The organism is Mycobacterium sp. 5-140-3-2 (genome assembly GCF_035666375.1).
GTDB classification, from domain to species: Bacteria; Actinomycetota; Actinomycetes; order Mycobacteriales; family Mycobacteriaceae; genus Mycobacterium; species Mycobacterium intracellulare.
Genome location: NZ_CP142025.1, coordinates 696,446 through 709,528, shown reverse-complemented (window position 1 = coordinate 709,528; position 13,083 = coordinate 696,446). Strand labels below are relative to the sequence as shown.

The following is a 13,083-nucleotide window of genomic DNA, read 5'->3' as shown; positions in this document are numbered from 1 at the left end:
ATCAGTTGGTGCGGTCGGACCATCCCGGCGGGAGGCGGTCGGGGCCGGTGTCGATGACGCTCTCGTCGTCGGTTCCGACGTATTCGAACAGGGTGATGTAGGCGAATTCGGGGACTTCGTAGATCGGGTAGGTCGGGCCTTGATCTCGGTAGGCCCGCATCTCATCAAGGTGTTCATTCTGGTAACAGACAGTGCGCTCGCCGTGCACGCGGATCCACTGGGGGAAGAAGATGACGCCGTGGATGCGCCGCTTGGACGGCAGAACGTTGACCGCCACACAGGTTCCGGTGGGTTCGGTCCAGGAGATCTTGAAACTGTCGTCGTCGAGCTGGACGAGGTTGACCTCCTGGCCCTTGACCCAGCGGCCACCGACATGCCCGGAGTGAATGCGGTAGTCGATTGTGGTGGCGTTCTTGACGTACATCTCGTACTGCCATCCGTTGGCGTAGGTGTAGATAAAGCGGTGCCCGACGATTCCCGAAAAGTCTTGCGGTGGAATCGGGTTTGCGACGCTGGTCATTGCCGTTCCTCCTGTGGGTCTCGGCCGTACTGGCTGCCACGGTGATGATCCTGCCAGGGACGCCGCGCCGCTCATACAGCACAGCAGGCTTACACCGATGCGCCCGCCGGCGTGAGCGGTGGCCCTGCGGAAAGCGCGCAGGTCTGCGATGGTGGATAAATGGCTGAGGGAAGGATCGCGGTCCCGGGCGGCGAAGTGTGGTTCGAACGGACCGGAGGCGGCACGGGTCTGCCGCTGCTCGTCATACACGGCGGCCCCGGCCTACCGCACGGCTACCTGCGGTCGCTGGGGCGCTTGGCCACGCAGCGCGAAGTCATCTTCTGGGATCAGCTGGGTTGCGGGAAATCCAAATGCCCGCCAAACCACAAGCTTTGGACGATGGATCGCTCGGTGGCCGAGGTGGACGCCGTGGTGCGGGCCCTGGGGCTGGATCGTTTCCATCTTTTCGGCAATTCCTGGGGTGGGATGTTGGCCCAGCAATACATGCTCGACGCGACCCCCTCGGGCGTCGCCAGCCTCACCATCTCGAACAGCATCGCGTCCATTCCGGAGTTCGCGAAGATGGTGGCGCGCTTGAAGTCCGAGCTGGATCCGGCCACCCAGGCGGCCATCGACCGGCATGAAGCCGCCGGCACCACCTATGCGCCCGAATACCAGGCCGCGATACGCACCTGGAACGAAACCTACCTGTGCCGGGTGCGACCCTGGCCACGTGAGCTCGAGGACGCGTTCAGAGGCATGGGTGCGGAAATCTTCGAGACGATGTTCGGCCCCAGCGATTTTCACATCGTCGGGACGATCCGGGATTGGGACGTGTTCGAGCGCCTGCCCGAAATCTCCTCGCCCACAATGCTGCTCGCGGGCCGCTACGACGAATGCGTGCCGGAACACATGTTTGCGATGCACCAGCGCATAGCGGGCTCCCGGTTCGAGCTGTTCGAGTCCAGCGCCCACATGCCGTTCATCGAAGAGCCGGACAAGTTCGACGCGGTGATGCGTGACTTCCTGCACCGCCACGACGCCTGAGGCCACCGCGGGCCGACAGCCTCAGTTTTTCTTGGCCGCGTTGAATTTCGCGACGTTGGCCCGGAAGTCCTCGGTGACAAAGGACTGGCTCTCGGCCGACAGCGCGTAGTCCAGGCTGGCCAGCACGGCGCGCTCCAGGTGGATGTTGAGCACCCGCTTGGTGCTCTCCACCGCCTGCTGGGGCAGTTCCAGAATCTTTTTCGCACAGGCGATCGCCTCCGAGACCGGGTCGGCCACCACGTGGTTGGCCAGTCCGAGTTCGACGGCGCGCGGCGCCTTGATGCGGGTTCCGGTCAGCGCGAACTCCTTGGCCAGCAGCAGGCTGATGTGCAGCGGCCAGGTCAGCGGGCCGCCGTCGGCGGCCACCAGGCCCACCTGCACGTGCGGGTCGGCCAGATAGGCGTCCTCGGCGATGTACACGATGTCGCTGAGCGCGACCAGGCTGCAGCCCAGCCCGACGGCGGGGCCATTGACGGCCGCCACCACGGGAATTCGGCACCGTGCCATGCCCAGCACGATCTCGCGCCCGTCCCGGATGGTTTTCGCGCGCAGCTCGGCGTCGTTCGCCAGCTCTTCCAGGTAGGTGAAATCGCCGCCGGCCGAGAATGCCCTGCCGGCGCCGGTGATGACCGCGGCGCGGGCGGTGGGGTCGTCGGTCAACCGCTGCCACAGCCGCGCGAGCCCGACGTGCAGGTTGTCGTTGACCGAGTTGAGCGACTCCGGCCGGTTGAGGGTGATGATGCGCAGCGCGCCGTCGGCCTGGACATCGATTTCGGTAGGCATGTCGTACACGTCAGACTCCTTCGATGATCGTGACCCGCTTCACCCGGGCTTCGCCCGCGTTCGCGATCACTCCTACAATCCCAAGATTCGTGAGGCGATGATGTTCTTCTGTATTTGTGATGTCCCGCCCATGACGCTCTGCGCCCGGCTGTACAGGTAGGCGCTGAGCAGATCGGGATCACGCGTGCCCGCGACGGCCAGGGCGGCGTGCCCGACGGATTGTTCCACCCAGGTCATCAGCAGCTTGTCCAGCGAGCCTTCCGAGCCGTGCGAAACCCCGTCGAGCTGTTCGGACAACCGCCGCCGCACGTGATGGGTCAGCATGTCCGACTGGACCGCGGCCCACGCCAGCTCCTCGGGCACATCACCGTCGTTCCGCGACAACAACTCTCGGACGAGCTTGCCGTAGCGGGCGGCGTATCCCAGTGTGGAGGGCTCGCGTTCGTGCCCGACGACGGTCATGGCCACCGCCCAGCCGTCCCCGGGAGCACCGACCATCCGGTCCGCCGGGACCGTGGCATCGTCGAAGAACACCTGGCCGAATTCGTTGGTCACGCCGTTGATCATCTGCAGCGGGCGCTGTTGCACGCCAGGCTGTTTCATCTCCAGGACGAACGCCGACAGGCCGCGGTGACGCTTGGCCGCGGGATCGGTGCGCGCGAGCAGCAGGCACCAGTCGGCCACGTCGGAATAGCTGGTCCAGATCTTGTGCCCGTTCACCACGTACTTGTCGCCCTCGAGGCGGGCGGTGGTGGTCAGCGAGGCCAGATCCGAACCGGCGCCCGGCTCGCTGAAGCCCTGGCACCACCGCTCGCTGCCGTTGATGATGCCGGGCAGGAAGCGCTTGCGCACCTCGTCGTTGGCGTGCTCGCCGATGCCGTACACCAGATAGCCGACGCTGGGCCGCGGCGGTGCGCCCGCACGCACCAGCTCCTCGTCGACGATGACGTCGTAGACCGGCGCCAGGTCCTGCCCGCCCCACTCGCGGGGCCAGGACAGGCCGAAAAAGCCGTTGTCGTACAGGGCGCGATGCCAGTCGGCCATGCGCGCCCAATACTCGTCCCCGGTGCCGGAGAACTCCTTGGCGTGCGCGGAAAGCCAGGTGCGCAGCCGCTCTCGGAAGGCGGCCTCGTCGGGTGAGTCACGAAAGTCCAAGATCGATCTCCTTCAACGCGACCGGCCACAGCTCGGTCGAGGTCAGGGCGCGGCGCAGGTAGACGTGCGCCACGCATTCCCAGGTGTTGCCGATGCCGCCGTGCACCTGAATGGCCGTCTCACAGACGGTTCGGGTGGCGCGCGCGCAATAGACCTTGGCGATCTGGGCGGCCCGAATGGCTTCGGCGGGTGCCAACTCGTCGACGGCCCACGCGGCGTGGCGCAACACGCTGACCGAACCTTCAATCAGCGCAAGGCTTTCGGCCAGCAGATGCGCGATGGCTTGGTACGACCCGATCTGCTTGCCGTATTGTTCGCGGATCTTGGCGTAGTCGCAGGCGACGGCGTGCGCGCCGCGCGCGACGCCGACCAGGTCCGCCGTCGTCGTGACCAGAGCCAGTGCCCGCCACTGCTCGGCAACCTCAGGGGACACCTCGCCCAGCGCCACCGGCGAACCCACGATCGTCGCCTCGGCCCGCGTGAGGTCGACGCCATCGGTCAACGCCTGCACATCGACGGCCGAGACCGCGCCGCCCGAGAGCGCTAACGCACGCCGCGCGCCGCGAGCGTCGATCACCCGATCGTCGACCGCGACCGTTGTCCCCGAGGCGTCTTCCCCGATGTGACGGCCGAGATCGTCGGCAAGCACCGGGCCGAGAAACGGCGTGTCAACCAGACGACGCCCCAATTCCTCTGCCACGATGGCCACTTCGACGCCCGAGGCCCCATCGGAGCGCAACGAGCGCCAGCCCGTGGACTCGATCTGCTTGTCCAGGCGCGTGATTCGGTTCTGGTCGTCGAGATCCTGGACCGTTGCCGGTCCCAGATCGTCGGCCAGCTTGGCGGCGGCGTCGCGCAATTGCTGTTGTTCAGTTGTCAGACGTACATCCATGGCGCTCCTTCAGCACTCGGCGCAGCACCTTGCCCGAGGGCAGGCGGGGAATTTCAGGCACAAACACCACTCGGCCCAGATGTTTATAGGACGCCAACTTCTCGTCCACCAGGGCGGTCAGCTGGGACGCGTCGACGGGCGCGGACGTCGCGACCGCGGCGACGATCGCCTCGCCGTTGGTTCCGTCGGGAATCCCGAACACCGCACAGTCTTTCACCGCCGGATGACCGTGCAACACCGCCTCGATCTCGGCGGGGGCGACCTGGAAGCCGCGGACTTTGATCATCTCCTTGAGGCGGTCGGAGATCCGCAGCCAGCCGCCGGTATCCAGCCACCCGACGTCTCCGGTCCGATACCAGCCATCCCGGATCGCCTCGCCGGTCGCTTCGGCCGGCAGGTAGCCGGCCATGAGCGACGCCGACCGGGCCTGAATCTCACCGACCTCACCGGGGCCGACCGGCTCGCCCGTCTCCAGCGAGACGACCCGCAGGTCCACACCGGGTACCGCGCGACCGACGGTGTCGAGTCGCGCGTCCTCGATCGGATTACAGGCGATGACAGGCAATTCCGTGGTCCCGTAGGCCGGAAGCCAGCTCACGCCGGTGCGCCGGGTCACGGTCTGCGCGACGTTGGCGTTGACCGGTGTGGCTCCCCACATGATGTAGCGCAGCGACGACAGGTCATAGGATTCCAGGCCAGGGTGCGAGGCGATGGCGAGCGCGATGGGTGCGACCGCCATTTCCACTGTGATGCGGTCACTTTCGATGTGGTGCAGCACCCGGTCGATGTCGAACCGGCGGTGCAGCCGCACGCAGGCGCCCGTCTCCCACGCGGTCAGCAGGTTCAGCAGCCCGAGGATGTGTGACGGTGGCGTGGCAACTTGGATCCGGTCATGGTGCGTCAGTTGCAGCGCGTGGCGCCAGTGCCGCACGGCCTCGTCCAGCGAGGCGTGGGTGTGGCGGACGGCCTTGGGCAGGCCGGTGGTGCCGGAGCTGAACACCAGCGCCGCGTCGGCCTCAGCCGGCGGCGCAGGACCGGTGGCCAGGTCGGCCGGTGGGACGGGCTCGTCCAGGTGCAGCATCGGCATCAGGCCGGCCAGCACGGGGTGGTCGCCGACGGCGTGCGCGGGACCCGTCAGCGCGAGCGCGTGGTCGACCTCGTCGCGTTTCCAGGCCGGGCTGATGAGGACGGCCGTGGCGGCCAGCCGCCAGATCGCGAGCACCACGGCGAGGAACTCCGGCCGGTTGGACGCCATGACCGCGACCCGCTGACCTGCTGTGACGCCGTCTTTCGCCAGGGCCGCGGCCCATCCGTCGGCCAACGCGTGGAGTTCGGGCGCGCTGAATCGCCGTTCCTCGAACACGAGCGCCGCCGGCTCGGTCACGTCCCGTCCTTCCCTGACAGACCGGGCTGACCCGACATCCATACAAGTCTTGAGAAGATGCTATCGCTTCGTGAGAATAGTATTCTCTATACTGAAGAATGCAAGTACGGAAGGGGGCGGTCTACGTGACGGTCACCCGGATCATCGAGGAGACCCCACGGGTGACAGATCCGGCCACAAACGGCTCCGGCGCCGGAACCGTGACGATTCATCTCGACCGCAAAAAGGTCTCGGTGCCCAGGGTGCCGGGCGAGACGCTCCTGGAGACCGCGCGGCGCGCCGGGCTGGAGCCGCCATTCAGTTGCGAGGCCGGCAACTGCGGGACGTGCATGGCCAAGCTCGAAGAGGGGCACGCCACCATGCGGGTCAACGACGCTCTCGAACCCGACGAGGTCGAAGAGGGCTACATTCTGACGTGCCAGGGCGTTCCGGATACGGACTCGATCACGGTGCGCTACGAGTAGCAGCCAGGAGAGATTGCGATGGCCAAGGGCATCATCCTCGTGGAAAGTCGGCCCAGCTCGCCCGACCGGGAAGACGAGTACAACACCTGGTACGACGAGGTGCACCTGGGTGAGCTGGTGGCGCTGGACGGATTCGTCTCGGCACGTCGACTGCGACCCGTCGACGGCGACGGCCCCTACATGGCCATCTACGAGATCGAAGGCGACGATCTGCAGGCAATCCTGGACAACATGATCGCCAACGGGCCGCAGCTGCACATGTCCGACGCCCTGCAGCTGGACCCGCCGCCGATTCCACGACTGCTCGAAACCACCACCGAGTGCAGCGGCTGACCGAGCTCGCGTCGCGCACACATGAGGAGCCCATTGATGAAGGCCGATGACCTGATCCTGGTGAGCATTGACGACCACGTGGTCGAACCGCCGGACATGTTCCTGCGCCACGTGCCCGCCAAGTACCGGGACGAGGCACCGATCGTCGTGACCGATGACAAGGGCGTCGACCAGTGGATGTACCAGGGCCGGCCACAGGGCGTGAGCGGACTCAACGCCGTGGTGTCGTGGCCTGCCGAGGAGTGGGGCCGCGACCCCGCCGGCTTCGCCGAGATGCGTCCGGGCGTCTACGACGTCCACGAGCGCGTCCGTGACATGAACCGCAACGGCATCCTCGCGTCGATGTGCTTCCCGACGTTCACCGGCTTTTCGGCCCGGCACCTCAACATGACGCGCGAGGACGTCACCTTAGTGATGGTGTCGGCCTACAACGACTGGCACATCGACGAATGGGCCGGCTCCTACCCGGACCGGTTCATCCCCATCGCGATCCTGCCGACCTGGACTCCAGAGGGCATGTGCGCCGAGATCCGTAGGGTCGCCGCGAAGGGCTGCCGAGCGGTCACCATGCCGGAATTGCCGCATCTGGAAGGACTTCCGAGCTACCACGACGAGGACTACTGGGGGCCGGTGTTTCGCACGTTGTCCGAGGAGAACGTGGTGATGTGTCTGCACATCGGCACCGGCTTCGGGGCGATCAGCATGGCGCCCGACGCCCCGATCGACAACATGATCATCCTGGCCACCCAGGTCTCGGCGATGTGCGCCCAGGACCTGCTGTGGGGCCCGGCGATGCGCAACTACCCCGACCTGAAATTCGCCTTCTCCGAAGGCGGTATCGGCTGGATCCCCTTCTACCTCGACCGCAGCGACCGCCACTACACCAACCAGAAGTGGCTACGCCGCGACTTCGGCGACAAGCTGCCCAGCGACGTCTTCCGCGAGCATTCGCTGGCCTGCTACGTCACCGACAAGACGTCGCTGAAGCTGCGCCATGAGATCGGCATCGACATCATCGCCTGGGAGTGCGACTACCCGCACTCGGACTGCTTCTGGCCCGACGCGCCCGAGCAGGTGCTGGCCGAACTGAACGCCGCCGGCGCCGACTACTCCGACATCGACAAGATCACCTGGGCCAACGCCTGCCGGTTCTTCGGCTGGGACCCGTTCGCCCGCACGCCCCGCGAGCAGGCGACCGTCAAGGCCCTGCGCGCCAAGGCAACCGACGTGGATGTGTCGATCCGGTCGCGTGCCGAGTGGGCGCGGCGCTATCAGGAAAAGCAGCTGGCGACGTCCTGACGCCGAACGTCGACTTGTTGGGCGAAATCGCCGATTTCTGCGCCACAACTCGACGCTCGGGGCATCGTCAGCCCGTTGGCGGGTTGACGAACCACACGTTCTCCTCGCGCAGGCTGCGGCTGCGCCAACCGTCGTCGGTGCGCGTCAGCTCGTGGTGGTAGTAGCCGCCGCAGTAGCTCAACTCCGCCATGCCCGGCAACTGCATGGGGTTGTAGAACATGGCGCGCACCGTCGCGGAATCGCCGTGCAGCGCCAGGATTTCCACGTTGGTGATGTAGTGCATCGACATCGGGATCGCGCCGAAGCCCTGCTCCAGCCATGCGGCCACCTCGTCGGCGGGCCCGCCGCCGCGCCCGCCGACGAGTAGTCGATATGCGCGTCGTCGGTGAAGACCGAGCGGTACAGCTGCCAATCCTTGGCATCAACGGCGCGGGCGTATCTGTTGAGTAGCGCGGCGATTTCGAGTTCGTCGACGACCCGCTGTAGATCCATCGTTGCACCTCATATCCCTTTGCGTCCAACGTCGACTTGTTGCGCGAAATCGGCAATTCTGGCGCCATAACTCGACGTTCGGCGGACGGACCAGCCTTGCGGCAGTTCCACTCCCTCAAAACTTTTGAGCATCTCGGGCCGCGGCGGCGTCATCTGGAGATAAACGTCTATGTGGCGGATGCGGTCATCATCGGTGAACTCATAGACGGTCAGCGAATTGACCACGCTACGGAATTCGCCCACCTCGCTCCGTTCCTCGAGTTCGAGAAACACGCGGCCGCCGGCCTCGGTGATGTGCTTGAAAGAACACTCCCATTCCGACGATGTCGCCCAATTGGTGAGGAATTCGACATAGTCCGGCCACTTCATCACCTCTTTGAACGCACCGATTCGCTCGAATTCGCCCACGGCGACCAGCTCGGCCAGCGGTCTCCAACTGTCCGCCGAGAAGCCCGGTTTCTTCGCTTGGCCGACGAGGCGCTTCGTGGTGGCGCCGTATTGCAGCACCACGTGCGATCGGCCAGTGTACGAGTCGATGACATCCTCGACCGTTGGCAAGGCATTCACGCCCGCACCCCGGCCTTTCGCAGGTAACGTCGCAGGATCCCGATGCGCCCCATGAGAATTCCCCTTTCACCAGCGAGACGTAGCCAGCGCCTTTGCGTCCAACGTCGACTTGTTGCGCGAAATTGCCGATCCTGGCGCAACTACTCGACGCTCGGCAGTTCCGGCGGTGGACGGTACTCGGGTTCGTAGCCGGAGACGTGAATCGGGCTGCCCACCAGACGGAAATCACCCGCTGTCACAACCACTTCCGGGGTGGCCTCGAGGGCCTCGGGCAGGGTCCTGACGGCCGCGGCCGGAACCCCGAGCGGGCGCAGCCGGCGTTCCCACCCGGCCGCGCTGTCGGTCGCCAGCATCGCCGTGACGACGGCGAGCACTTCGTCGCGGCGGGCGACCCGCTCGGCCATCGTCTCGAAACCACCGATGCCTGCCTCCGCGGCGAACGACTTCCAGAACCCGTCATGGGTGATGAACAGCGCCAGATAGCCATCCGCGGTCGGAAACAGCTGAGCCGGAACGTAATACGAGTGCGCCCCGTGGGGGCGCCGCTGCGGCTCCACCCCGCTGTTGAGGTAGGCGGAGGCGTGGTAGTTGAGCTGCGACAACATGACGTCGCGCAGCGACACGTCCACCTGCCCGCCGGTGCCGGAGATGATCTTGGCCAACAGCCCCAACGCCGCCGACATTCCGGTGGAGTTGTCGGCCGACGAGTAGCCGGGCAGCGTCGGCGGACCGTCGGGGTCACCGGTCAGCGCCGCGGTGCCGACGCCGGCCTGCACCACGTAGTCGAACGCAGGGTCGTCGCCGCCGTACAGACCGAAGCCGGTGATCGCCACGCAGACGATCCGCTCGTTGTGCCCTCGCAGCTGCTCGTAGGTGAGCCCCAACCGGCGGATGGCCGACGGCTTCAAGTTCACCAGCAGCGCGTGGGATTCGCCGACCAGGTCGCCCAGGCGCTGTTGTCCCGCATCCGAATTCAAATCCAGGCAGATGCTGGACTTGTTCCGATTGAGGCTGGCGAAGTACGTGGCGCCGACGCTGCGGGAGATCTCGCCGCCGGCGGGCTCGATCTTGGTGACCTCGGCCCCGAGGTCGGCGAGCAACATGGTGGCATACGGGCCGGCCAGCATGGTGCCGACCTCAAGGATGCGGATCCCCGCCAGCGGCCCGGTGTTGCTGGGAGTCAACGCAATTCCGCGGCGAGCGAGGCGATCATTTCGCGGGTACGACGCTTGGACGCGACCAGCTCGTCCCGGCTGTCACCGATGGGCAGCAGCCGCACCGAGAGATCGGTCACGCCGGCATCAGCGAATCGGCGCATCCTGGCCAGAATCTGTTCGGAGTCGCCGGCCGCGCACAGGTCGCCGACGTCGCGGGCATCGCCGCGGTCGAGCAGGCGCTGGTAGTTGGGCGACACCTCGGCCTCCCCCAGGATGCGGTTGGCCCGCTCCTTGGCCTCCTCGACTTGCGAAGGCGCACACAGACATACCGGGATGCCCGCGACGATCCGCGGCGGGGGTCGCCCGGCATCGGCGGCGGCCTTGGTGATCTTCGGCGCGATGTGGTCACCGATCGCGCGCTCGTCGGCCATCCACAACACGGTGCCGTCGGCGAGTTCACCGGCGAGCTGCAGCATCACCGGTCCCAGCGCGGCGACCAGCACCGGCATCGGAACATCGGCCCCGATCGCCAGCGGGTTGTGCACGGTGAACGAATCGTTCTCGACGTCGACCGGTCCCGGCCCGGCGACGGCGGCGTTGAGCACCTGCAGGTAATCGCGGGTGTAGGCGGCCGGCTTCTCGTACGGCAGGCCGAGCATGTCCCGGATGATCCAGTGGTGCGACGGCCCGACACCGAGAGCCAGCCGTCCGCCTGCCACCGCGTGCGTCGAAAGCGCTTGGCGGGCAAGCGCGATCGGATGCTGGGCCTGCAGCGGCACCACCGCGGTACCCAGTTCGATGCGCGAGCTGTGCGCGGCCATCAGCGACACCATGGTCAGGCAGTCGAAGTCGTTGGGCACCTGCGGCATCCACGCGGTGTCCAGCCCCGCGGATTCGGCCCATTCGATATCGGAGGCCAGCTTGTGCACCTTGCGGGCCATGTCGCCACGCTCGGCACCGATCATTACTCCGACGCGCACTGTTCCTCTTTTTCTTCCGAAGCGGGCTCGGGGGTCCCGGTCAGCGCGCGGATGTCGCGCACCAGGTTGTCCAGCGGTGTCCCGGTGGGGAATACGGCCGCGGCCCCGGCGGAGAGCAGTTTGGGGACGTCGGCGTGCGGGATGGTCCCGCCGACGACGACCGAGATGTCGGCGGCGTCGGCGGCGCGCAGCGCCTCGACGGTGCGCGCGGTGAGCGCCAGGTGCGCACCGGACAGGATGCTCAGGCCGACCACGGCGACGTCTTCCTGCACCGCGATCGAGGCGATGTCCTCGATACGCTGGCGGATGCCGGTGTAGATGACCTCGAATCCGGCGTCGCGCAGGGTGCGGGCGACGATCTTGGCGCCGCGGTCGTGTCCGTCCAGGCCGGGTTTGGCAACGAGAACGCGAACGGCCACTTAGAACACCACCGGCTGCTGGAACTCGCCCCACACTGCTTTGAGCGCGGAGACCATCTCCCCGACCGTGCAGTAGGCGTTGGCACAGTCGATCAACTTGTGCATCAGGTTGTCGTCTCCTTCGGCGGAACGCGACAGGGCGGCGAGGCTGGATTTCACTGCGGCCGAATCCCTTTCGGATTTTACCTTGGAGAGCCGCTTGAGCTGAAGATCACGCCCTTCGGCGTCGAGCTCATAGGTGACGACATCGTGTTCGGGTTCCTCGGTCACGAAGCGGTTGACGCCGACGACCGGGCGGTCGCCGGACTCGATGTCCTGGTGGATCTTGAATGCCTCGTCGGCGATCAGGCCCTGTAGGTAACCGTCCTCGATGGCATGGACCATTCCTCCGTGCCGCTCGAGGTCGGACATGATCTCGATGATGCGCTCCTCGGTCGCGTCGGTCAGCGCCTCCACGAAGTACGAGCCGCCCAGCGGGTCGGCCACACTGGCCACGCCGGTTTCGTGCGCGAGGATCTGCTGGGTGCGCAACGCCAGCGTGGTGGTCTCCTCGGTGGGCAGCGCGAATGGTTCGTCCCAGGCCGCCGTGAACATCGACTGGACGCCGCCCAATACGGCGGCCATGGCTTCGTAGGCCACCCGGACGATGTTGTTGTGGGCCTGCGGGGCATACAGCGACGCCCCGCCGCAGACGCAGCCGAAGCGGAACATCGCCGCCTTGTCCTTCGTCGCCCCGTAGCGCTCCCGCACGATCGTCGCCCAACGCCGCCGTCCCGCACGGTATTTGGCGATCTCTTCGAAGAAGTCCCCGTGGGTGTAGAAGAAGAACGAGATCTGCGGCGCGAACTGGTCGATCGTCATGCGGCCGCGTTCCACCACAGTGTCGCAGTAGGTGACGCCGTCGGCGAGGGTGAACGCCATCTCCTGCACGGCGTTGGCCCCGGCGTCGCGGAAATGCGCACCGGCGACCGAGATTGCGTTGAACCTGGGCACCTCGGCGGCGCAGAACTCGATGGTGTCCGCGATCAACCGCAAAGACGGCTCCGGCGGCCAGATCCAGGTCCCGCGCGAGGCGTACTCCTTGAGGATGTCGTTCTGGATGGTCCCGGTGAGCTTCGAGCGCGGGATGCCCTTTTTCTCGGCCGCGGCGACGTAGAAGGCCAGCAGGATCGCCGCCGTGCCGTTGATGGTCATGCTGGTGCTGAGCTTGTCCAGCGGGATGCCATCGAAGAGGATCTCGAAGTCGGCCAGGGTATCCACCGCGACGCCGACCCGGCCGACCTCCTCACCGAACTCTGGGTCGTCGGAGTCGTATCCGCACTGCGTCGGCAGGTCGAGCGCCACCGACAACCCGGTCCCGCCCTGATCCAGCAGGTAGCGGTACCGACGATTGGACTCCTCGGCGGTGCCGAACCCCGAATATTGGCGGAAGGTCCACAGCTTGCCGCGGTAGCCCGACGCGAAGTTGCCGCGAGTGAAGGGAAACTCCCCGGGCTGGGGAGGCTCAGCGCCTCTATCCGCCGGCCCATATACGGGCTGCAGCGGGATGCCGGAGGGAGTGTGGGCCGTATTATCCATCGGTGAATAACGTACTTGCAAAAAAAGAGAATGC

Annotated in this window: 13 protein-coding genes and 2 pseudogenes; 4 read left to right on the top strand and 11 right to left on the bottom strand. The window is 66.3% G+C overall.

Annotation, left to right across the window (positions count from 1 at the left end; genetic code table 11):
* Position 1 precedes the first annotated feature (1 nt).
* The gene (locus tag P6281_RS03620; protein ID WP_008253587.1) at positions 2–520 is read right to left on the bottom strand and encodes a phenolic acid decarboxylase; all 519 of its coding nucleotides are present in this window, start codon (positions 518–520) and stop codon (positions 2–4) included.
* Between the two features lie 159 nt (positions 521–679).
* Between P6281_RS03620 and P6281_RS03615 the strand changes: the two genes are divergently transcribed.
* Positions 680–1,546: a proline iminopeptidase-family hydrolase gene (locus P6281_RS03615; RefSeq protein ID WP_009954402.1), complete on the top strand. Its 867-nt coding sequence runs from the start codon at positions 680–682 to the stop codon at positions 1,544–1,546.
* A 21-nt stretch (positions 1,547–1,567) separates the two neighbouring features.
* Here the strand turns inward: P6281_RS03615 and P6281_RS03610 are convergent, their stop codons facing one another.
* From P6281_RS03610 to P6281_RS03595, 4 genes are all read right to left on the bottom strand, one after another.
* Entirely contained in the window at positions 1,568–2,338 is a 771-nt protein-coding gene (locus tag P6281_RS03610; protein ID WP_008253578.1) for an enoyl-CoA hydratase/isomerase family protein, read from the bottom strand.
* A gap of 63 nt (positions 2,339–2,401) precedes the next feature.
* Positions 2,402–3,484, bottom strand: coding sequence for an acyl-CoA dehydrogenase family protein (locus tag P6281_RS03605; RefSeq protein ID WP_008253577.1), 1,083 nt, complete (start codon positions 3,482–3,484; stop codon positions 2,402–2,404).
* Entirely contained in the window at positions 3,471–4,376 is a 906-nt protein-coding gene (locus P6281_RS03600; protein ID WP_008253576.1) for an acyl-CoA dehydrogenase family protein, read from the bottom strand. Before P6281_RS03600 ends, P6281_RS03605 begins: the two co-directional genes overlap by 14 nt.
* Positions 4,354–5,760, bottom strand: coding sequence for a class I adenylate-forming enzyme family protein (locus tag P6281_RS03595; RefSeq protein WP_008253575.1), 1,407 nt, complete (start codon positions 5,758–5,760; stop codon positions 4,354–4,356). The genes P6281_RS03600 and P6281_RS03595 overlap by 23 nt, the downstream gene beginning before the upstream one ends.
* A 125-nt stretch (positions 5,761–5,885) precedes the next feature.
* On the opposite strand from P6281_RS03595, the gene P6281_RS03590 reads away from it, so the two are divergent.
* The 3 genes from P6281_RS03590 to P6281_RS03580 are packed head-to-tail and all read left to right on the top strand — an operon-like array spanning position 5,886 to position 7,856.
* Positions 5,886–6,224 carry a 2Fe-2S iron-sulfur cluster-binding protein gene (locus P6281_RS03590; RefSeq protein WP_014379137.1) on the top strand — a complete coding sequence of 113 codons (339 nt, stop codon included), beginning with the start codon at positions 5,886–5,888 and terminating at the stop codon, positions 6,222–6,224.
* Positions 6,225–6,242: 18 nt separating this feature from the next.
* Positions 6,243–6,557, top strand: coding sequence for a DUF4286 family protein (locus P6281_RS03585; protein ID WP_008253567.1), 315 nt, complete (start codon positions 6,243–6,245; stop codon positions 6,555–6,557).
* 36 nt (positions 6,558–6,593) lie between these two features.
* The gene (locus P6281_RS03580; RefSeq protein ID WP_008253565.1) at positions 6,594–7,856 is read left to right on the top strand and encodes an amidohydrolase family protein; all 1,263 of its coding nucleotides are present in this window, start codon (positions 6,594–6,596) and stop codon (positions 7,854–7,856) included.
* Between the two features lie 67 nt (positions 7,857–7,923).
* On the opposite strand, the pseudogene P6281_RS03575 reads toward P6281_RS03580, so the two are convergent.
* From P6281_RS03575 to P6281_RS03550, 6 genes and pseudogenes are all read right to left on the bottom strand, one after another.
* A pseudogene (locus P6281_RS03575) lies at positions 7,924–8,348 on the bottom strand (nuclear transport factor 2 family protein).
* Between the two features lie 93 nt (positions 8,349–8,441).
* A pseudogene (locus tag P6281_RS03570) lies at positions 8,442–8,915 on the bottom strand (hypothetical protein); the annotation flags it as partial.
* A 140-nt stretch (positions 8,916–9,055) separates the two neighbouring features.
* Complete coding sequence (locus tag P6281_RS03565; protein WP_014383826.1) at positions 9,056–10,099, bottom strand: CaiB/BaiF CoA transferase family protein; 1,044 nt, start codon at positions 10,097–10,099, stop codon at positions 9,056–9,058.
* Positions 10,096–11,052, bottom strand: a complete 957-nt coding sequence (locus P6281_RS03560; protein ID WP_020188702.1) for an LLM class F420-dependent oxidoreductase — start codon at positions 11,050–11,052, stop codon at positions 10,096–10,098. The genes P6281_RS03565 and P6281_RS03560 overlap by 4 nt, the downstream gene beginning before the upstream one ends.
* Positions 11,037–11,471: a cobalamin B12-binding domain-containing protein gene (locus P6281_RS03555; protein ID WP_008253559.1), complete on the bottom strand. Its 435-nt coding sequence runs from the start codon at positions 11,469–11,471 to the stop codon at positions 11,037–11,039. Before P6281_RS03555 ends, P6281_RS03560 begins: the two co-directional genes overlap by 16 nt.
* Complete coding sequence (locus P6281_RS03550) at positions 11,472–13,049, bottom strand: methylmalonyl-CoA mutase family protein (protein WP_009954414.1); 1,578 nt, start codon at positions 13,047–13,049, stop codon at positions 11,472–11,474. It lies immediately after the preceding gene.
* Positions 13,050–13,083 lie beyond the last annotated feature (34 nt).